Origin of the sequence: Variovorax ginsengisoli, from assembly GCF_030811835.1 — a bacterium.
Lineage (GTDB): Bacteria > Pseudomonadota > Gammaproteobacteria > Burkholderiales > Burkholderiaceae_C > Variovorax > Variovorax ginsengisoli_C.
Genome location: NZ_JAUSRO010000006.1, coordinates 290,511 through 309,095 on the forward strand (window position 1 = coordinate 290,511; position 18,585 = coordinate 309,095).

Below are 18,585 nucleotides of genomic sequence, written 5' to 3' on the forward strand. Positions count from 1 at the left end.
GCGCGCGCGTCGGCAGTGCGGCCTGCAAGCTGCGCAAGAGGACGGTAGCATTCCGGCATGAACAAAATTCAACTCGGTCACAGCGATCTGCACGTCACCCCCATCTGTCTGGGCACCATGACCTTCGGCGAGCAGGTCGACGAACCCACCGCGCACGCCATCCTCGACCGTTCGCTCGAACGCGGCGTCGATTTCATCGACACGGCCGAGATGTATGCCGTGCCCGCACGCAAGGAAACCTTCGGCGCAACCGAAACCATCATCGGCAACTGGTTCGCGAAGAATCCGGGCGCTCGTGACAAGCTCACGCTGGCGACCAAGGTGGCCGGGCCGTCGCGCGGCATGCCCTGGGTGCGCGAGGGCAGCGGCATGACGGCCAGCGACATCGTTGCGTCCTGCAACGCCAGCCTCAAGCGCCTGCAGACCGACGTGATCGACCTCTACCAGATTCATTGGCCCGAGCGCCATGTGCCTGCGTTCGGCAACATGTACTACGACCCGGCCAAGGAGACCTCGACGACCCCGATCCACGAGCAACTCGAAGCGCTCGGCGGCCTGGTGAAGGCGGGCAAGGTGCGCTACATCGGACTGTCGAACGAATCGCCTTATGGTGTGCACGAATTCGTGCGCCTGGCCGAGCAGCACGGCCTGCCGCGGGTGGCGACGGTGCAGAACGTGTACTGCCTGATCAGCCGTGCGGTGGAAAACGGCCTGGACGAGACCATGCACCGCCTGGGCGTGTCGCTGCTGGCCTACTCGCCGCTGGCTTTCGGCCTGCTCACCGGCAAGTACGACCAGAGCGGCACCACGGGGCCGGACGCGCCCAAGGGCGCGCGCATCTCGACCTATGAGTCGGTGCGCAAGCAGCGCTGGGGCCGTCCGGAGGCCCTTGAGGCCGCGCGCCGCTACAACGCGCTGGCCAAGGAACACGGCCTCACGCCCGCGCAGATGGCGCTGGCTTTCTGCTACACGAAATGGCAGGTCGCCAGCACCATCATCGGAGTGACGTCGGTGGCACAGCTGGACCAGGACCTGGACGCGTGGGGCACCACACTGTCGCCGGAACTGCTCGCCGAGATCGACAAGATCCGCTGGGAAATCCGCGACCCCGCAGTGTGAGCAAGAAGCAGCATGTGTCGCTGACGCCCGCGACGCAGTTGCTGCGCGCGAACGGCATCGCCTTCACCGAGCATCCGTACGAGTATCTCGAGCATGGCGGCGCGCAACACAGCGCTGCCGTGCTGGGACTGGACCCTTTCACCGTCGTGAAGACGCTGGTGATGCAGGACCAGGACGCCAAGCCGCTGCTGGTGCTGATGCATGGCAACCGCACGGTGTCGACCAAGAACCTTGCGCGCCAGATCGGCGCCAAGTCGGTCGAACCTTGCAAGCCCGAAGTGGCGAACCGGCACAGCGGCTACCTGGTCGGGGGCACTTCACCCTTCGGTACCCGTCGCGCGATGCCGGTGTATATCGAGTCGACGATCCTCGCGCTGCCCAGGATCGTCATCAACGGCGGGCGGCGCGGCTATCTCGTAGGCATTGATCCGAGGGTTTGCGTGAGCCTGCTGGGCGCGCAGCCCGTGCAGTGCGCGCTGGCAGAATAGGCGACTATTTTTCCGGGCGGAGTTTGCGTTGAGTTTTCATCTTCCATCGCTGGTGGCGATCGTGCTGTCGTACCTCATCGGTTCGTTGTCCTTTGCCGTCATCGTGAGCCGGTCGCTCGGCATGGCCGACCCGCGCAGCTACGGCAGCGGCAATCCGGGCGCGACCAACGTGCTGCGCTCGGGCAAGAAGGGCGCCGCACTCGCCACGCTGCTGCTGGACGCGTTCAAGGGCTGGTTGCCGGTGTTCCTTATCCGCCACCATGGGGCGGCCTTCGGTATGGGCTACGACGTGGCTGCGCTCGCCGGGCTGGCTGCTTTCCTGGGCCACCTGTATCCGGTGTTTTTCGGCTTCAAGGGCGGCAAGGGTGTGGCCACCGCGGCCGGCGTGCTGCTGGGCATCGACGCCTTTCTGGGGTTGGCCACCGGCGGCACGTGGCTGATCATCGCGGTGTTCTTCCGCTATTCGTCGCTGGCGTCGATCATTGCCGCCTTCTTCGCGCCGGCCTACTACCTGATGGGCGGCGGCATCGCCTGGCCGCTCAGTCGTACCGTGCTGGTCACGCTCATCGCGATCAGCCTGCTGCTGATCTGGCGCCACCGTGAAAACATCCGCCGACTTGCGGCGGGAACCGAGTCCCGACTGGGCTCCAAGAAAAAGGACTGAACGACATGGCTGAATTCCAACGCTTTCACGTGGGGCCGCGCCTGAGCGAGACCGCCGTGCACAACGGCACCGTGTACCTTGCGGGCCAGGTGGCCGACGACACATCGCAGGACATTCGCGGCCAGACCGCGCAAGTGCTGGCCATGGTCGACCGCCTGCTGCGCGAGGCGGGCAGCGACAAGTCACGCATCCTCATGACGCAGATCTTCCTGACCGACATCCAGGACATCGGCGCCATGAACGAGGTGTGGGACGCGTGGGTGGCCGAAGGCCACACGCCCCCGCGCGCGACGGTAGAGGCCAAGCTGGCCAATCCGGCCTACAAGATCGAGATCGTCGTGACGGCCGCGCAGGCCTGATCAGTCCCTGAAGTTGTCGAAGCTCAGCGGCATTTCGGGCAGGTCCTTCTTGATCAGCGCCATCGCGGCCTGAAGGTCATCGCGCTTGGCGCCGGTGACGCGCACGGCGTCGCCCTGGATGGCGGCCTGCACCTTCATCTTGCTGTCCTTGAGGAGACGCGTGATCTTCTTGGCCTGTTCGGTTTCGATGCCGCTCTTGATCTTGATGACCTGCTTGACCTTGTCGCCACCGATCTTCTGGACGTCGCCCTTGTCGAGAAAGCGCACGTCGACGCTGCGCTTGGTCAGCTTGGCGCGCAGGATGTCCTCGACCTGAACGAGCTGGAACTCGGCATCACCGATCATGGTGATTTCCTTGTCCTTGAGTTCGACGGCGGCGGCCGTGCCCTTGAAATCGAAGCGCGTGGCGATTTCCTTGGCCGTGTTCTCGACGGCATTCTTGACTTCGGGCAGGTTGGGTTCGCAAACGGTATCGAAAGACGGCATGAGGGCTCCTGGCTGGCACTACGTGAATGCGACAATTCTCCCATGATCATGGAGCACAACGTCCCGCTGCAGCCGTACAACAGCTTCGGCATCGTCGCGCGCGCGCTGACCCTGATACGCGTGGCGAGCGAGGCCGATCTCGCTGCCTTGCGCACCGACGCGCAGTGGGCAGGCGCACCCCGGTTCGTGTTGGGCGGAGGCAGCAACATCGTGTTGACCGGTGACGTCAAGCCACTGGTGCTGAAGGTCGAGATCAAGGGCCGGCGTCTGGTCGAAGAGACCGAGCGTGCCTGGATCGTGGAGGCCGGTGCCGGCGAGAACTGGCATGAAACCGTGCAGTGGACGGTCGAGCAGGGGTTCCCTGGGCTGGAGAACCTCGCGCTGATTCCGGGCACGGTCGGCGGCGCACCGGTACAGAACATCGGCGCCTACGGCATCGAGCTGCAGGACCGTTTCGATTCGCTCGATGCCATCGATCTCGACACCGGCAGCGCGTTCACCCTGGACGCGGCGCAATGCGCCTTCGGTTACCGTGATTCGGTGTTCAAGCACACGGCGTCGGGCCCGAACGGTTTCGGCCTGGCCGGGCGCGCGCTCATCACGCGCGTGCGGTTTCGCTTGCCCAAGCCGTGGAAGGCTGTCGTGGGTTATTTCGATCTGGAACGCAGGATGGAAGAGTCGGGCAACTTCACGCCGACTTCTCGCGACATCTTCGACTGGATCTGTGCCATTCGTCGCGCCAAGCTGCCCGACTGGCGCGTGCTCGGCAATGCGGGCAGCTTCTTCAAGAACCCCACCGTCTCTCCCGAGCAGTGCGCCGACATCATCGCGCGTGATCCGAAGATCGTGCACTACCCGATGCCCGACGGCAGCATCAAGCTGGCCGCTGGCTGGCTGATCGACGCCTGCGGCTGGAAGGGCAAGACGGTCGGCAACGCCGGCGTCTACGAGAAGCAGGCGCTGGTGCTGGTCAATCGCGGCGGCCGCGACAACCCGGTCACCGGCGGCGAGGTGATGACCCTGGCCAAGGCCATCCAGACCAGCGTGTACGAGCGCTTCGGCATCCGCCTCGAACCCGAGCCGGTGGTGGTCTGAGAATGGAAAAAGCCACCTTGCGGTGGCTTTTTCTGCGTAATCGGCTCGGCCGGCTTTACTTCTGCTCGTCGCCGTCGTTCGTCAGCTGGGGCAGCGAGGCGCCCGCGTTCTGCGACAGCAGGCCGACCTTGCTGTAGATCGCCAGCTTGTCGCGGGTGTCGATGATGTCCAGGTTGCGCATCGTGAGCTGGCCGATGCGGTCGAGTGGCGTGAACGCGCCTTCGACCTTTTCCATGCTCAGGCGCTCGGGCTTGTAGGTCAGGTTGGCCGACTCGGTGTTCAGCAGCGAGTAGTCGTTGCCGCGGCGCAGCTCGACCGTGACTTCACCGGTGATGGCACGCGCCACCCAGCGCTGGGCCGTCTCGCGCAGCATGATGGCCTGCGGGTCGAACCAGCGGCCCTGGTAGAGCAGGCGGCCGAGCTTGCGGCCGTTGTCGCGGTACTGCTCGATCGTGTCTTCGTTGTGGATGCCGGTGACCAGGCGCTCGTAGGCGATGAACAGCAGCGCCAGGCCGGGGGCCTCGTAGATGCCGCGGCTCTTGGCTTCGATGATGCGGTTCTCGATCTGGTCGCTCATGCCCAGGCCGTGGCGGCCACCGATGCGGTTGGCTTCCAGAATCAGGTCGACCAGGTTGTCGAAGCGCACACCATTGAGCGCGACCGGGCGGCCTTCTTCGAAACGCACGGAAACTTCTTCACGCTTGACTTCGACTTCGTCCTTCCAGAACGCGACGCCCATGATCGGGTTGACGATCTTGATGCCGCTGTTCAGGTGTTCCAGGTCCTTCGCCTCGTGCGTGGCGCCGAGCATGTTGGAGTCGGTCGAGTAGGCTTTCTCGGCCGACATCTTGTAGCCGAAGCCTGCGGCCGTCATGAAGGCCGACATCTCGGCGCGGCCGCCCAGCTCGTCGATGAAGAGCTGGTCGAGCCAGGGCTTGTAGATCTTCAGCGCCGGGTTGGTGAGCAGGCCGTAGCGGTAGAAGCGCTCGATGTCGTTGCCCTTGTAGGTGCTGCCGTCGCCCCAGATGTGGACGTCGTCTTCCTTCATCGCGCTCACCAGCATGGTGCCGGTCACGGCGCGGCCCAGCGGCGTGGTGTTGAAGTAGGTCACGCCGGCGGTGGTCACATGGAAGGCACCGGCCTGCAGCGCGGCAATGCCCTCGGAGGCGAGCTGGCTGCGGCAGTCGATCAGGCGGGCCTTCTCGGCGCCGTACTGCATCGCCTTGCGCGGGATCTCTTCGTAGTCGGGCTCGTCGGGCTGGCCGAGGTTGGCGGTGTAGGCGTAGGGGATCGCACCCTTCTGCTTCATCCAGTGAAGCGCGGCGCTGGTGTCGAGGCCGCCGGAAAAGGCGATGCCGACCTTCTGGCCGGCGGGAACGTGTTGCAGGATCGTCGACATGGTGGGTTTCCGGTTCAGCCGAAGTGGCAGATGTAGCTGTAGGGCTCGCCTTCAACGCGAATCTGGAAGCTCGAATTGCCCGGTACGCTGAACTGTTCGCCAGCACCCGAGGCCACCCATTGCGTGCTGCCTGCCAGCAGGTATTCGCAGCGGCCCGCCGTGCCTTCCATGATCTCCGGCGCGCCGGTGTTGAAGGTGAGGGTGGCCGGCAGGATCACGCCCACCGACTTTTTCGTGCCGTCTGCCAAGGTGAGGCCGTGGCTCACGCACTTGCCGTCGAAGTACACGTTGGCCTTGGTCGAGACTGCGGCGCAGCTGAGGGATTCGTTGATCGTCATTGGAAAAAGCCGCGCGTCGGCAGGACTGGCGCGCGAGGCACGCCGGTCACGCAACGCGTCCGCGCAAAGTGTGGAGGTTGGAAAGCCCGTGATTTTAGGGCTTTGCCGGCGGGCGATGGCGGCCCGCTCGAGACGCCGAACTCAGCGCCAGCCGCGGTGACCGCCCCAACCCCGCGAATAGCCCAGGTTCAGCGACAGGCCGATCGGCGGAAAGAAGGCGGGTGCGTAGGCGTAAGGGGCCGGGTAGGCGTACGCGGGTTGCACATAGACGGGTGCGGGCGGTGGCGCGTAGTAGTAGACCGGTGCGGGCGCATAGGTGACCGCCGGCGCGGCACCGGGCGACACGACCACGCCGGGTTCGGGAACGACGTTCTGCCAGGCGGCGCGGTCATCACGCGGATCCTGGCGGGCGTCGTAGCGCTCCGGCGCCACGTCGCCCTGCGGCGCGACCGGCAGGGTGGCCACGCCGTAGGCATTGACGTCGATCGGCAGCGTCGCGCCGGGCGGGCTGTCGGTGCGCGTCGTGTACTGGCGACCCGCGTATTCGTAGGTGACGTTGTAGCTGGTTCGGCCGCTGGCGTCGGTCATGGGCGTCGTGGCAATGACGCGTGCCTGGACGGGCTGAGCCGGCTGGCTTTGCGCGAGTACCCCGCCAGCGAACAGGGGGACGAGTGCTGCGAAGCCGACTGCAGCAGCACGGCGAATGGCATTGGTGGACATGTCGAACTCCTCGATCTGGGAGCAAAAGCTCCATTTGACAGGTTGGATGCAGCCGGCGATACCAGGTTCCGGCATTTACACAGCGCGCAGTGCCCAGGCCTCGGCATCGAAACCGGTTGTAACTTCCTTGGTGCCGTCCCAGGCGACCACCGGCCGCTTGATCAGGCTGGGCTGGGCGATGAGGACCGCACGGGCCGATGCCGTGTCGGTCACGCTGGCGCGAGTCACCTCATCCAGCCGACGCCAGGTGGTGCCGCGGCGGTTGACGAGGGCTTCCCAGCCCAGGGCCTGGAGCCAGCCATCGAGCGCATCGGGCGGGACGCCTTCTTTCTTGAAGTCGTGGAAGCGGTAGGCGACGCCGTGGGTGTCGAGCCATTGACGGGCGCGCTTGACCGTGTCGCAATTCGGAATGCCGTAAAGGGTGGTTGCCATGTGCCGATCATGCCGGCCGTCCGCGTCGGCGACAATCCCGGCCTCCATGAAAACCCTCGCCGACTGGCTCGCACACGCCGAGCACCTCCACGCCAAGAACATCGAACTCGGCCTGGACCGCGTACGCACCGTCGCCGCGCGCCTCGGTTTGCGCTTCGACTGCCCTGTGATCACGGTGGCAGGCACCAATGGCAAGGGGTCGACCTGCGCCATGCTCGAATCGATCCTGACGCATGCGGGCTACCGCACCGCGGTCTTCACCTCGCCGCACCTCGTCCGCTTCGAAGAACGGCTGCGATTGCGGGGCGAGGCGGTCGACGCCGAACTGCTCGTGCCGCATTTCGAGGCCGTCGAGGCCGCGCGGGCCGAAATTTCACTGACCTATTTCGAGCTCACCACGCTGGCGATTCTGCGCTGCATGGTGGCGTCCCAGCCGGACGTCGCGATTCTGGAGGTGGGGCTCGGCGGTCGGCTGGATGCCGTGAACATCATCGATGCCGACTGCGCCATCATCACCAGCATCGATCTCGACCACATGGAGTTTCTCGGCCCGGACCGCGAAAGCATCGGCTTCGAGAAAGCGGGCATCCTGCGGGCCGGCCGGCCGGCGATCGTGAGCGACCCGGTGCCGCCGGAAAGCGTGCTGGCGCATGCAAGAGCCATCGGTGCCGACCTCTGGCGTTTCGGCCACGACTTCAACGTGTCGGGCGACAAGCAGCAGTGGGGCTGGAGCGGCCGCGGCCGCCGGTACAGCGGGCTTGCCTACCCGGCGCTGCGTGGCGCCAACCAGCTTTTGAATGCGGCCGGCGTGCTGGCGGCGTTGGAAGCGCTGCGTCCGGTCCTGCCGATCACGGCGCAGGCAGTGCGCTCCGGCCTGGCGATGGTCGAACTCCCCGGCCGGTTCCAGATTGTCCCGGGCGAGCCGGCGCTGGTGCTGGACGTGGCGCACAACGCCCATGCCGTGGCCGCGCTGGCCGAGAACCTGGACGCGATGGGCTTTTACCCGACCACGCATGCCGTGTTCGGCGTGATGGCGGACAAGGACGTGGCGCCGATCTTCGCGCGCATCGGCGCACTGATCGACCGCTGGTATTTCACCGATCTGCCGACGCCGCGCGCGGCAAAGGCCGAGGACCTCCTGGCGGGCTGGCAGGCGCAGAACCAGCGCACCGACGTGGCTGGCAGCGTGCATGCCGGGCCGATGGCGGCGCTCCAGGCGGCCATCGACCATGCGAGCCCCGCTGATAGAATCGTGGTCTTCGGATCGTTCTTTACAGTGGGGGGCGTGCTGGCGCACGGAACGCCCCGCCTGCAGGCCAAACACCTGTTGCCAGGCGCCTGACCGGCACCGTCTTCCTGCGTCCCGCATTCTGGCGCTCCTCGCTCTCCAAGCTGCTCTCATCAGGGATCGTATTCATGGCGTTTTTCAAGTTCCGCGCGCGCGGCCAGCAAGCCAACGAAGGGCGCAACGCCAGCGTCGCCGCAGCGCCTGCCGAGAGCGTGGAAGTCCTGCGCCGACGCGCACGCCACCGCCTGCTGGGCGCCGGCGTGCTGGTGCTGGTGGGCGTGATCGGCTTTCCGCTGCTCTTCGACACCCAGCCGCGGCCGATTGCCGTGGACATCCCGATCGAAATTCCCGACCGCAACAAGACCAAGCCGCTGACGGTGCCGGCGACGCCGGCAGCACCCGCCGTGGCGGCGACGGGGACCGACAACAAGCCCAAGCCGGCGGACACCCGCGTGGCCGACGCATCGTCGCGCGGCATGATCACCGAGACGGCAGACGGGACCGAAATTCCGTCGGACCGTCCGCTGGCCGATGCGGCGCCGCGGTCATCGGTCGCACCCGCCCCAGCGCCGGCACCGGCGGCTGCGCCGACCGTCCGGCCGCCGGAGGCCAAGCCTGCGGTGGAGCCAAAGCCGGCGCCCAAGCCGGAAGTCAAATCAGAACCCAAGCCGGCGCCCAAGCCTGAGGTCAAGGTTGAGACCCCCAAGCCTGCCGCGACCAAGCCCGCTGCGACCGACGATGGGGCCCGTGCCCGGGCGCTGCTCGAAGGCAAGCCCGTCGTGGCCGCCCCCGCTGCAGCGGCGGCCAAGCCTGCCGCCGGCGACGATGCCGGCCGCTTTGTGATCCAGGTGGGCGCCTTTGCCGATCCCGAGAAGGCTCGCGAAGTTCGCCAGAAGCTGGAGAAGGCAGGGCTGAAGACATACACGAACGTGGCGAAGACGGCCGATGGCGAGCGCACGCGTGTGCGTGTCGGCCCCTTCAGTTCGCGCGCCGAGGCGGACCGCGCTGCCGGACGGGTCAAGGGCTTGTCGTTGCCTGCGTCCGTCCTCAGCTTGTAGCAGTCAGCGCGGCGGCACGTGACCCTGTTCGACTGGATTGCCGTCGGCCTGTTGGTGATGTCGATGCTGTTCGGCCTGGTGCGCGGGTTGGTCTTCGAGGTGATATCGCTGGCTGGCTGGATCGCCGCCTTCGTCTGCGCGCAATGGCTCGCGGCCGATGTGGCGCGTTGGCTGCCCTTTGGCGATCCGCAGGCCACGTGGCGCTATGCGGTGGGTTTTGTGCTGGTGTTCGTGGGCGTTGCGTTCGGCGTGGGCCTGATGGCTTCGTTGATGCGCAGGCTGATCACCGTGGTCGGCTTGCGGCCGGTGGATCGCCTGCTGGGCGGCGCCTTCGGCGTGGCACGGGGCGCAATGGCCCTGTTGACGCTGGCCGTCGTCGTGCATTTGCTGGCGTTGAGCGACTCGCCCTGGTGGCAGACGTCGCACAGCGCTGTGGTTCTGGATGCGGCATTGCAGAATTTGAAGCCTGCACTGCCTGAGAAGTTGGCAAGCTACCTGCCCTGAGAGGATTTCTTCATGTGTGGAATCGTTGGTGTCGTCAGTAACGCACCGGTCAATCAACTGCTCTACGACGCTTTGCTGCTGCTGCAGCATCGTGGCCAGGACGCGGCGGGCATCGTCACGCTGCTCGAACGCAAGTTCTTCATGCACAAGGCCAAGGGCATGGTGCGTGACGTGTTCCGCACGCGCAACATGCGCGCGCTGCCGGGCGACGTTGGCCTGGGCCAGGTGCGTTACCCGACGGCCGGCAATGCGTACAGCGAGGAGGAGGCGCAGCCCTTCTACGTGAACGCGCCCTTCGGCATCGTGCTGGTGCACAACGGCAACCTGACCAACGCGCACGCGCTGCGCGCCGAGCTGTTCTCCACGGATCACCGCCACACCAACACCGAGAGCGACTCCGAAGTGCTGCTCAACGTGCTGGCGCACGAAATCGATCGCGCCACGCGCGACGGCATGCTGAATTCCGCCACGCTGTTCGCTGCAGTGCGCGCCGTGCACCGCCGCCTGCGCGGCTCCTACGCGGTGGTCGCGTTGATCGCGGGCCATGGCCTGCTGGCTTTCCGCGACCCGTACGGTATTCGCCCACTGGCCATGGGCCGCGCCGCCGACGGCGCCGTGATGGTGGCCAGCGAGTCGGTGGCGTTGGAAGGTTCCGGCCACGTGTTCGAACGCAACATCGCACCCGGCGAGGCCGTGTTCATCGATCTGGCCGGCCAGGTGCATGCCGAGCAGTGCGCGGAAAACGCGACGCTGAATCCGTGCATGTTCGAATTCGTCTACCTGGCGCGCCCGGACTCGGTGCTTGACGGCATCTCGGTCTACCAGGCCCGCCTGAACCTGGGAGAAACGCTGGCCAAGCGCGTGGTCTCTACCGTGCCGCCCAGCGAGATCGACGTGATCATCCCGATCCCCGAATCGAGCCGTCCGAGCGCAACGCAGCTCGCGCACCTGTTGGGCGTGCCGTACCGCGAAGGCTTCGTGAAGAATCGTTACGTGGGCCGCACTTTCATCATGCCGGGGCAGGGCGTTCGCAAGAAGTCGGTTCGCCAGAAGCTCAACGTGATCGCCAGCGAGTTCAAGGGCCGCAATGTGCTGCTGGTCGACGACTCGATCGTGCGTGGCACCACCAGCAAAGAGATCGTGCAGATGGCGCGTGACGCCGGTGCCCGCAAGGTCTACCTGGCCAGCGCCGCGCCACCGGTGCGCTACCCGAACGTCTATGGCATCGACATGCCGACCAAGGACGAACTGGTCGCGCACGACCGCACGGTCGAGGAAATCCGCCAACTGATCGGCTGCGACGCCCTGATCTACCAGGACGTCGAAGGCATGAAGCGCGCGGTGATGAAGGCTTCGCCGACGACACCCGGCGCACCCAAGCTCGACGGCTTCGATTCCTCCTGCTTCGACGGCATCTACGTGACTGGCGACATCGACACCGATGCCATCCAGCGCATGAATGGCAGCCGTCCGCGCATTGAGGAGACCGAGGAAGATTCGTCGCGCCTTGCGCTGCCCAACCACAACGACTGAGAGCTGACGTGACCGACCGCACCCTGCCTCCCGGCCTGCATCGCGACACGCTCGCGCTGCGCACGGCCATCGACCGCAGCCAATATGGCGAGAACTCGGAGGCGCTCTACCTGACGAGCGGCTTCGTGCAGGCCGACGCCGAAACCTCCGCGCGCCGGTTCGCCGGCACGGAAGAGGGCTTTACCTATTCGCGCACTTCCAACCCGACGGTCGCGAGCTTCGAGCAACGCCTCGCAGCGCTCGAAGGCACCGAAGCGGCCATTGCCGCATCGAGCGGCATGGGTGCGATCTTGATGATGTGCATGGGTCTGTTGCGTGCGGGCGACCATGTGATCTGCTCGCGCTCGGTGTTCGGCTCCACGCTGAACCTGTTCGCCAAGGAGTTCGCCAAGTTCGGCGTCGAGACCACCTTCGTTTCGCAGACCGATGTCGCGCAGTGGCGTGCCGCCTTGCGTCCGACCACCAAGCTTCTCTTCGCCGAAACGCCGACCAATCCGCTCACCGAGGTCTGCGACATCCGCGCGCTGGCCGATCTGGCGCATGGCGCGGGCGCCTTGCTGGCGGTCGACAACTGCTTTTGCTCGCCGGCGCTGCAGCGCCCGGTGGAATTCGGCGCCGACCTGATCATCCATTCGGGCACCAAGTACCTGGACGGTCAGGGCCGCGTGATGGCCGGCGCCATCTGCGGGCCCAGGAAGCTCATCGTCGACGTGTTCGGCCCGGTGGTGCGCACGGCGGGCATGGTGCTGTCGCCCTTCAATGCGTGGGTGGTGCTCAAAGGCATGGAAACGCTCGGTATCCGCATGGAGGCACAGTCGGCCCGTGCACTGGCCGTGGCGCAATGGCTCGAAGGCCATCCGATGGTCGCGCGTGTCCACTACCCGGGCCTCCCCTCGCATCCGCAGCACGCGCTGGCCATGCGCCAGCAGTCGGGGCAGGGCGGCGCGGTGGTGTCCTTCGACGTGCGCGGCAACGACCCCGTCACTGCGCGAAAGAACGCGTTCCATGTGATCGACAGCACGCGCGTCGTCAGCATCGCGACCAACCTGGGCGACACCAAGACCATCATCACGCATCCAGGCACCACGTCGCATGGGCGCCTGAGCGAAGAACAACGGCAGGCGGCTGGCATCGGCCAGGGCCTGATCCGGCTGGCCGTCGGCCTTGACCACATTGAAGACATCAAGGCCGACCTGCTGCGCGGCCTGGACACCCTCGCATGACGCAACCCAAAACCCGCACCCGCTTCGCACCGTCGCCGACCGGCTTCATCCATCTGGGCAACATCCGCTCGGCGCTGTACCCATGGGCATTCGCCCGCTCGACCGGTGGTGATTTCGTGCTGCGCATCGAGGACACCGACGTCGAGCGCTCGTCGCAGGCGGCGGTCGACGTGATTCTCGAAGGCATGGCCTGGCTTGGCCTGGACCATGACGAAGGTCCGTTCTATCAAATGCAGCGCATGGACCGCTACAAGGCTGTTCTCGCCGAAATGCAGGCCGCGGGATTGGTGTATCCCTGCTACATGAGCATCGAAGAACTCGATGCCTTGCGCGAGCGGCAAACAGCCGCCAAGGAAAAGCCGCGCTATGACGGCACCTGGCGTCCGGAGCCGGGCAAGACCCTGCCATCCGTGCCCGAAGGCGTGCAGCCGGTGTTGCGCTTTCGCAATCCGCAGGGTGGCGTGGTGGCCTGGGACGACAAGGTCAAGGGCCGCATCGAGATCGGCAACGACGAACTCGACGACCTGGTGATCGCGCGGCCGGACGGCACGCCGACGTACAACTTCTGCGTGGTGGTCGACGACCTCGACATGGCAATCACCCATGTGATCCGCGGGGACGACCACGTCAACAACACGCCGCGCCAGATCAACATCTTCCGCGCGCTCGGCAAGGAGCCGCCGGTGTACGCCCACCTTCCGACCGTGCTCAACGAGCAGGGCGAGAAGATGAGCAAACGCAACGGCGCCAAGCCCGTCACGCAGTTCCGCGACGAGGGCTTCCTGCCCGACGCCATGGTCAACTACCTGGCGCGACTGGGCTGGAGCCATGGAGACGACGAAATCTTCAGCCGTGCGCAGTTCCTCGAGTGGTTCAACCTGGACCATCTGGGCCGCAGCGCCGCGCAGTTCGACGAGGCCAAGTTGCGCTGGGTCAATGCACAGCATCTGAAGGTGATGGCCGACGATGCGCTCGCCTCGCTGGTGGCCGAGCGCCTGGCCCGCCAGGGCATCACGGCCGACGAGCGATTGCCTGCCATCTGTGGCCTCTTCAAGGACCGGTGCGACACGACCGTCGCACTGGCGGGCTGGGCTGCGGCCTTCTATGACGAAGTCACGCCCAGCGCGCAGGACCTGGCGCAGCACGTGACCGATGCCGTGCGTCCGGCACTTCGGACATTGGCCGAGAAGCTGGCCGATGTCGCCTGGGAGAAGGCTGCCATTGCGGGCGCCATCAAGGAAACGCTTGCGCAGCATGGCATCAAGATGCCTGTGCTGGCCATGCCGGTGCGCGTGCTGGTCCTGGGAACACCCCAGACGCCGTCGCTCGACGCCGTGCTCGCTTTATTCCCCAAAGAAAAAATCATCGCCCGTTTGCAAGTTGCTTGAATTTCTGTATATAATTTGAGGCTCGACACCCAGGGGGTATAGCTCAGCTGGGAGAGCGCTTGCATGGCATGCAAGAGGTCATCGGTTCGATCCCGTTTACCTCCACCATCCGGTGTCGAGTGAGAAGAGAGCAAAGAGAAACAAGCGTTGATCGCAACGCGGTTCCAAGGTTTTGACCCTATCGTCTAGAGGCCTAGGACACCACCCTTTCACGGTGGCTACCGGGGTTCGAATCCCCGTAGGGTCGCCAGTCTTGCGCAAGCAAGGCAGGCACGAGTTGTCGACACTCGGCTCCGCAAGGAGTGAACGTTGTCTACCAGGAGTGGTAGTTCAGTTGGTTAGAATACCGGCCTGTCACGCCGGGGGTCGCGGGTTCGAGTCCCGTCCGCTCCGCCAGTATCGATAAGGGTTAGCAGGTGAATATCTGCTAACCCTTTTTTCGTTTCAGGCTCTCGGTAGAAGGGTCATCGCCTACGATCGGTCGCGCCCGTGATTCGAATGGTGGGCACCGCGCCCGGCTATGCTTTTTGCATGTCCGAAAAACTGATCTACCTGCTGCAGCGCATGTTGCGCAAAACTTGGTGGCGTTGCGCGTTGCTCTCACTGGTCGCCGTGCTGGCCGTGGTGCTCTCCACTGTACTGGGCCCGTACATCCCGCGCGAACTGGCGCTGCGACTGGGGTCTGACTCGATCGATGGCCTGCTCAATATCCTGGCGTCGAGCATGTTGACGGTGGCCATCTTCTCCGCCAGCACGATGGTTGCTTCCTTCGGCGCGGTCGCCAACAGCGCCACGCCTCGGGCCGCCCAACTGCTGATCGAGGACTCGACGATCCAGAACACCCTGGCTGCGTTCATCGGGGCCTTTCTCTACAGCGTGATCGCACTGGTCGGCCTGCATGCCCATGTCTACGGTGACGGCGGGCGGCTGATCCTCTTCGGCTTCACCTTGGCGATTCTGTTGCTGGTCGTGATTGTGCTGCTGCGCTGGATCGACTACCTCTCGGTGCTCGGCAGGCTCGGCGAGACTATCCGGCGCGTCGAAGATGCCACCGTGCGTGCCATGGACCAGCGTCTGGCCAAGCCTTTCCTGGGCGGGCGGCGCCAGACAAGGGGCGAACGCGGATCGCATGAGGTCATGGCGCCCACGACTGGCTTCGTGCAGCATGTCTCGATGGACCTACTACAGGCGCGTGCCGAGCGGCTTGGAACGACGCTGCACCTGCATGTATTGCCGGGCGCCTTCGTGGAGCCAAGCCTGCCGCTGGTGTCGAGCGACAGCCCGCTCGACGAGGTTGCGTGCAAGGCGATCGCCGATGCGTTGCTTATTGGCTCCGGTCGGACCTTCGACCATGATCCGCGCTTTGGTCTCATCGTGATGGGCGAGATCGCTGCGCGCTCGCTGTCGGCGGCCATCAACGATCCGGGAACGACGTTTGACGTGATGGCCACCGCAGTCAAGGTGCTCGGGCACTGGTCGAGGGCCCGCAGCGAGCGCGATGCGAAGGGTGATGTGCTGGTGGAGTTCGATCGGGTCACCGCACCCCCGATTCGCGAGGCCGGCATGGTGGAGGACGTCTTTGCGCCAATTGCTCGTTATGGCGCGACGGCAGTGGAGATTGGTATCACCCTCCAACAGGCGCTTCGCTCGCTGCAGCGCCTGGAAGGCGACATCCCGGCCGCTGCGTCCGAGCTGTCGCGCTATGCGTTGCGGCGCGCGGCACATGCGGGCTTGGCAGAGGTCGATTTGGCGCAACTGACGGGCGTTGCGCAACGTTGATCACTTGGACCGTGCGTGATCCGTGGAGGGCTGTCGCCGGATGGCTGGTTCGATGTCTCTGCTGCAACGGGAGCGCGCTGTCATTCCGCTTCAGTGACGGGCGCGGCCGAGCCCGAGCCCGAGCCGCTCAAGGGCGCCCAAAGCCAGGACCAGGGCCGGGGCCGGGACCGCCATGACCAAACATCGCCGCAAGGAAGGTCGCGGCGATGATTCCCGTAGTGACGGCTGCCAGCACATATTGCCCATCCACGTAGCTCCAGCGATAGCCCGCAGGCGGTTCATAGAGGCCCCGCGACTGCCAGTCGGTGACGACATAGGCCTCACCCTGATAGCCAGGAGGCAGCGGTTGCCCGGGCGCCAATGTGACAGTGGCTGCAGGTGGCGGGACGACGCACCCCATCAGGGACGTGGCTGCAAAGACAGCCAAGAGCGATGCGGCGGTAAGTCTTCTGGCGATGAATCGCATGTTGATAGGTCCTCGTGCTTGGAAGAGGTGCGAAGGGTAGATGTGAACCTTGAGGGAATCTGGGAGTGGTGGATTCCGTCCTTCGATGGGACAAGTCAGCGCGAAAATGCCGCCCGTGAGCAGGCCGCCTCGCGCCCGGCTCGCCGCGGCGGGTGGCTGTTGCGGCGAAATCGCTTGCTTATCCGCTTCTTCGTTGCAGAAATTTGACTCGACAGGGCCTCATGCGGGCCAAGCGCCGAAATCTCTTGCTATAATTTGAGGCTCGACACCCAGGGGGTATAGCTCAGCTGGGAGAGCGCTTGCATGGCATGCAAGAGGTCATCGGTTCGATCCCGTTTACCTCCACCATCCGGTGTCGAGTGAGAAGAGAGCAAAGAGAAACAAGCGTTGATCGCAACGCGGTTCCAAGGTTTTGACCCTATCGTCTAGAGGCCTAGGACACCACCCTTTCACGGTGGCTACCGGGGTTCGAATCCCCGTAGGGTCGCCAGTCTTGCGCAAGCAAGGCAGGCACGAGTTGTCGACACTCGGCTCCGCAAGGAGTGAACGTTGTCTACCAGGAGTGGTAGTTCAGTTGGTTAGAATACCGGCCTGTCACGCCGGGGGTCGCGGGTTCGAGTCCCGTCCGCTCCGCCAAATCGAAGCCCTCGTGAGTCGCAAGATTCACGAGGGCTTTTTGCTTGAGGGCGCTGCTATTTTTGTCCACCTGCGCGAAACGCCCTGGAACTGGCGTCGCGGTCCACGATCACATTCCCATGACAACGCACGTCTATCTGGTTGAAGACAACCTCGTCATTCGACACGGGCTGCTCGCCGCCATGGAGGACATCGCCAACATGGCGGTCGTCGGCATGGCGCAGACCCAGTTCGAAGCCCTCGAATGGCTGCACAAACATCCGACGCAGTGGGATCTGCTGGTGGTCGATCTCTTTCTCGTCGAGGGCTCCGGCATGGAGGTCGTGAAGGCCTGCGCATTGCGTCGGCCTACGCAGCGCGTGGTTGTTCTTACCAACTATGCGGAGGTCGCATCGAGCCGCGCCATGCTCGGTGGCGCTGATGCCGTGTTCGATAAAACCACGCAGCTCGACGAGTTCCTGGCGTACGTCGAGCGCTGTGTGGTCGATGGTGAAGCACGCAGCGCCGACGCTGCCTGAATGCGGACTGTTCGTTGCTGCGGCAAGGCTGCGCTAAACTGCGCGCCTTGTGCAGCCGATAGCCCTGCTGCGCCGCCATCGGCATGATGGCGAATTCAATCCCAAAAAGGAAACTCAATTGAACCGTATCGAACTGGTCGAAAAGATCGCTGCCGCCCACACCCTGAGCAAGGCAGAAGCCGCCCGCATCGTTGAAACCGTGACGAGCTCCATCGTTGCTGCCGTCAAGAAGGGCGACCCGGTCCAGATCGTTGGCTTCGGCACCTTCAAGCAGGCCGCACGTGCCGCACGCACGGGCCAGAACCCCAAGACCGGCGAGAAGATCAAGATCGCCGCGCAGAAGATCCCCAAGTTCGTCGCCGGTGCTGCTTTCAAGGCCGCCGTCGATCCGAAGGCAGCCAAGCGCAAGGCAGACAAGGCCGCTGCGAAGCCGGTTGCAAAGAAGGTTGCACCGGCCAAGAAGGTCGTCGCTGCCAAGAAGAAGTGAAGCAATGCGGCCGTGGGCCGCTTGCTAGCGAACAAAAAAGGTCCGAAAGGGCCTTTTTTGCGTTCTGCCGGCTCAGCGGGCCTGGCCGTTGAGGTAGGGCTCGGGATTCACCGCTGTGCCCTGCTTGCGGATTTCGAAGTGCAGTTTGACGCGGTCGGTGCCCGTGCTTCCCATCTCTGCGATCGTTTGGCCCTGGCGTACGACGTCCTTTTCCTTGACCAGGATCTTCTGGGCATGCGCGTAGGCGCTCAGGAAGGTTTCGTTGTGCTTGACGATGACCATGTTGCCGTAGCCACGCAGTTCGCTGCCGACGTAAACGACCCGCCCGTCTGCGGTGGCAACGATCGGATCGCCTGCGCTGCCCGCGATGTCGATGCCCTTGTTGCGATTGCCGTCAAAGCGTGCAATCGTGGTGCCGCTGGCGGGGCGGACAAAGGTCGAGGCGGCTTTTCCGGGCGTGGCGCCGCCGACGCTCGGTGTTGCGGTGCCCGAGCCCGGCGGCGTGCTGCAGGCCACCAGTGCCAGGGCGGTCAGGGCCACGAGAGAAGAGCGGATCGGAAAATTGGATGCATGCATGGAGGGTTTGGAATCCGGTGAGCTGGAAG

General features: G+C 64.9%; 21 protein-coding genes and 6 tRNA genes. 20 read left to right on the forward strand and 7 right to left on the reverse strand.

Features of this window, described 5'->3' with window-relative positions; translation table 11 throughout:
- Positions 1–57 precede the first annotated feature (57 nt).
- The 4 genes from J2W36_RS11575 to J2W36_RS11590 are packed head-to-tail and all read left to right on the forward strand — an operon-like array spanning position 58 to position 2,630.
- The gene (locus J2W36_RS11575) at positions 58–1,119 is read left to right on the forward strand and encodes an aldo/keto reductase (RefSeq protein WP_307689869.1); all 1,062 of its coding nucleotides are present in this window, start codon (positions 58–60) and stop codon (positions 1,117–1,119) included.
- Complete coding sequence (locus J2W36_RS11580; RefSeq protein ID WP_307689870.1) at positions 1,116–1,607, forward strand: aminoacyl-tRNA deacylase; 492 nt, start codon at positions 1,116–1,118, stop codon at positions 1,605–1,607. Before J2W36_RS11575 ends, J2W36_RS11580 begins: the two co-directional genes overlap by 4 nt.
- A 28-nt stretch (positions 1,608–1,635) precedes the next feature.
- Entirely contained in the window at positions 1,636–2,271 is a 636-nt protein-coding gene (gene plsY / locus J2W36_RS11585) for a glycerol-3-phosphate 1-O-acyltransferase PlsY (RefSeq protein ID WP_307689871.1), read from the forward strand.
- A 5-nt stretch (positions 2,272–2,276) separates the two neighbouring features.
- Complete coding sequence (locus tag J2W36_RS11590) at positions 2,277–2,630, forward strand: RidA family protein (RefSeq protein ID WP_307689872.1); 354 nt, start codon at positions 2,277–2,279, stop codon at positions 2,628–2,630.
- Here the strand turns inward: J2W36_RS11590 and J2W36_RS11595 are convergent, their stop codons facing one another.
- Positions 2,631–3,116 carry a YajQ family cyclic di-GMP-binding protein gene (locus J2W36_RS11595; RefSeq protein ID WP_307689873.1) on the reverse strand — a complete coding sequence of 162 codons (486 nt, stop codon included), beginning with the start codon at positions 3,114–3,116 and terminating at the stop codon, positions 2,631–2,633.
- Positions 3,117–3,158: 42 nt separating this feature from the next.
- On the opposite strand from J2W36_RS11595, the gene murB reads away from it, so the two are divergent.
- Positions 3,159–4,211, forward strand: a complete 1,053-nt coding sequence (gene murB, locus J2W36_RS11600; protein WP_307689874.1) for a UDP-N-acetylmuramate dehydrogenase — start codon at positions 3,159–3,161, stop codon at positions 4,209–4,211.
- A gap of 55 nt (positions 4,212–4,266) precedes the next feature.
- Here murB and argG read toward each other — a convergent pair whose 3' ends face one another.
- The 4 genes from argG to J2W36_RS11620 form a co-directional block, all read right to left on the reverse strand.
- Complete coding sequence (gene argG / locus J2W36_RS11605) at positions 4,267–5,610, reverse strand: argininosuccinate synthase (RefSeq protein WP_307689875.1); 1,344 nt, start codon at positions 5,608–5,610, stop codon at positions 4,267–4,269.
- Between the two features lie 14 nt (positions 5,611–5,624).
- Positions 5,625–5,948: a pyrimidine/purine nucleoside phosphorylase gene (gene ppnP, locus J2W36_RS11610; protein WP_307689876.1), complete on the reverse strand. Its 324-nt coding sequence runs from the start codon at positions 5,946–5,948 to the stop codon at positions 5,625–5,627.
- 141 nt (positions 5,949–6,089) lie between these two features.
- The gene (locus J2W36_RS11615) at positions 6,090–6,668 is read right to left on the reverse strand and encodes a glycine zipper 2TM domain-containing protein (protein WP_307689877.1); all 579 of its coding nucleotides are present in this window, start codon (positions 6,666–6,668) and stop codon (positions 6,090–6,092) included.
- Positions 6,669–6,743: 75 nt separating this feature from the next.
- Entirely contained in the window at positions 6,744–7,100 is a 357-nt protein-coding gene (locus J2W36_RS11620) for an ArsC family reductase (RefSeq protein WP_307689878.1), read from the reverse strand.
- A 46-nt stretch (positions 7,101–7,146) separates the two neighbouring features.
- Here J2W36_RS11620 and folC point away from each other — a divergent pair, with 46 nt between their 5' ends.
- From folC to J2W36_RS11670, 10 genes are all read left to right on the forward strand, one after another.
- Positions 7,147–8,442, forward strand: coding sequence for a bifunctional tetrahydrofolate synthase/dihydrofolate synthase (gene folC, locus J2W36_RS11625; protein WP_307689879.1), 1,296 nt, complete (start codon positions 7,147–7,149; stop codon positions 8,440–8,442).
- Positions 8,443–8,516: 74 nt separating this feature from the next.
- Complete coding sequence (locus tag J2W36_RS11630) at positions 8,517–9,446, forward strand: SPOR domain-containing protein (RefSeq protein WP_307689880.1); 930 nt, start codon at positions 8,517–8,519, stop codon at positions 9,444–9,446.
- An 18-nt stretch (positions 9,447–9,464) separates the two neighbouring features.
- The gene (locus tag J2W36_RS11635; protein ID WP_307689881.1) at positions 9,465–9,950 is read left to right on the forward strand and encodes a CvpA family protein; all 486 of its coding nucleotides are present in this window, start codon (positions 9,465–9,467) and stop codon (positions 9,948–9,950) included.
- Positions 9,951–9,962: 12 nt separating this feature from the next.
- Positions 9,963–11,483 (forward strand): amidophosphoribosyltransferase, encoded by a 1,521-nt coding sequence (gene purF / locus J2W36_RS11640; RefSeq protein ID WP_307689882.1) that lies wholly within the window; start codon positions 9,963–9,965, stop codon positions 11,481–11,483.
- 8 nt (positions 11,484–11,491) lie between these two features.
- Entirely contained in the window at positions 11,492–12,706 is a 1,215-nt protein-coding gene (locus J2W36_RS11645) for an O-succinylhomoserine sulfhydrylase (RefSeq protein WP_307689883.1), read from the forward strand.
- On the forward strand, positions 12,703–14,094 hold the full coding sequence (gltX, locus tag J2W36_RS11650; protein WP_307689885.1) for a glutamate--tRNA ligase: 1,392 nt from the start codon (positions 12,703–12,705) through the stop codon (positions 14,092–14,094). Before J2W36_RS11645 ends, gltX begins: the two co-directional genes overlap by 4 nt.
- A gap of 32 nt (positions 14,095–14,126) precedes the next feature.
- Positions 14,127–14,202: transfer RNA gene (locus J2W36_RS11655), tRNA-Ala, on the forward strand.
- A gap of 66 nt (positions 14,203–14,268) precedes the next feature.
- Positions 14,269–14,344: transfer RNA gene (locus J2W36_RS11660), tRNA-Glu, on the forward strand.
- Between the two features lie 69 nt (positions 14,345–14,413).
- Positions 14,414–14,490 (forward strand) — tRNA-Asp (locus J2W36_RS11665).
- A gap of 135 nt (positions 14,491–14,625) precedes the next feature.
- A complete protein-coding gene (locus J2W36_RS11670; RefSeq protein WP_307689886.1) occupies positions 14,626–15,873 on the forward strand; it encodes a DUF2254 domain-containing protein in 1,248 nt (415 codons plus the stop codon).
- A gap of 127 nt (positions 15,874–16,000) precedes the next feature.
- Here the strand turns inward: J2W36_RS11670 and J2W36_RS26555 are convergent, their stop codons facing one another.
- A complete protein-coding gene (locus J2W36_RS26555) occupies positions 16,001–16,339 on the reverse strand; it encodes an RcnB family protein (protein WP_370869302.1) in 339 nt (112 codons plus the stop codon).
- 272 nt (positions 16,340–16,611) lie between these two features.
- Between J2W36_RS26555 and J2W36_RS11675 the strand changes: the two genes are divergently transcribed.
- From J2W36_RS11675 to J2W36_RS11695, 5 genes are all read left to right on the forward strand, one after another.
- A tRNA-Ala gene (locus J2W36_RS11675) sits at positions 16,612–16,687 on the forward strand.
- Positions 16,688–16,753: 66 nt separating this feature from the next.
- Positions 16,754–16,829 (forward strand) — tRNA-Glu (locus J2W36_RS11680).
- 69 nt (positions 16,830–16,898) lie between these two features.
- Positions 16,899–16,975 (forward strand) — tRNA-Asp (locus J2W36_RS11685).
- A gap of 119 nt (positions 16,976–17,094) precedes the next feature.
- Positions 17,095–17,493 carry a response regulator gene (locus tag J2W36_RS11690; protein WP_307689887.1) on the forward strand — a complete coding sequence of 133 codons (399 nt, stop codon included), beginning with the start codon at positions 17,095–17,097 and terminating at the stop codon, positions 17,491–17,493.
- 118 nt (positions 17,494–17,611) lie between these two features.
- A complete protein-coding gene (locus J2W36_RS11695; protein ID WP_307689888.1) occupies positions 17,612–17,980 on the forward strand; it encodes an HU family DNA-binding protein in 369 nt (122 codons plus the stop codon).
- A gap of 72 nt (positions 17,981–18,052) precedes the next feature.
- On the opposite strand, the gene J2W36_RS11700 is transcribed toward J2W36_RS11695, so the two are convergent.
- Positions 18,053–18,556: a peptidoglycan DD-metalloendopeptidase family protein gene (locus J2W36_RS11700; RefSeq protein ID WP_307689889.1), complete on the reverse strand. Its 504-nt coding sequence runs from the start codon at positions 18,554–18,556 to the stop codon at positions 18,053–18,055.
- Between the last annotated feature and the right edge of the window lie 29 nt (positions 18,557–18,585).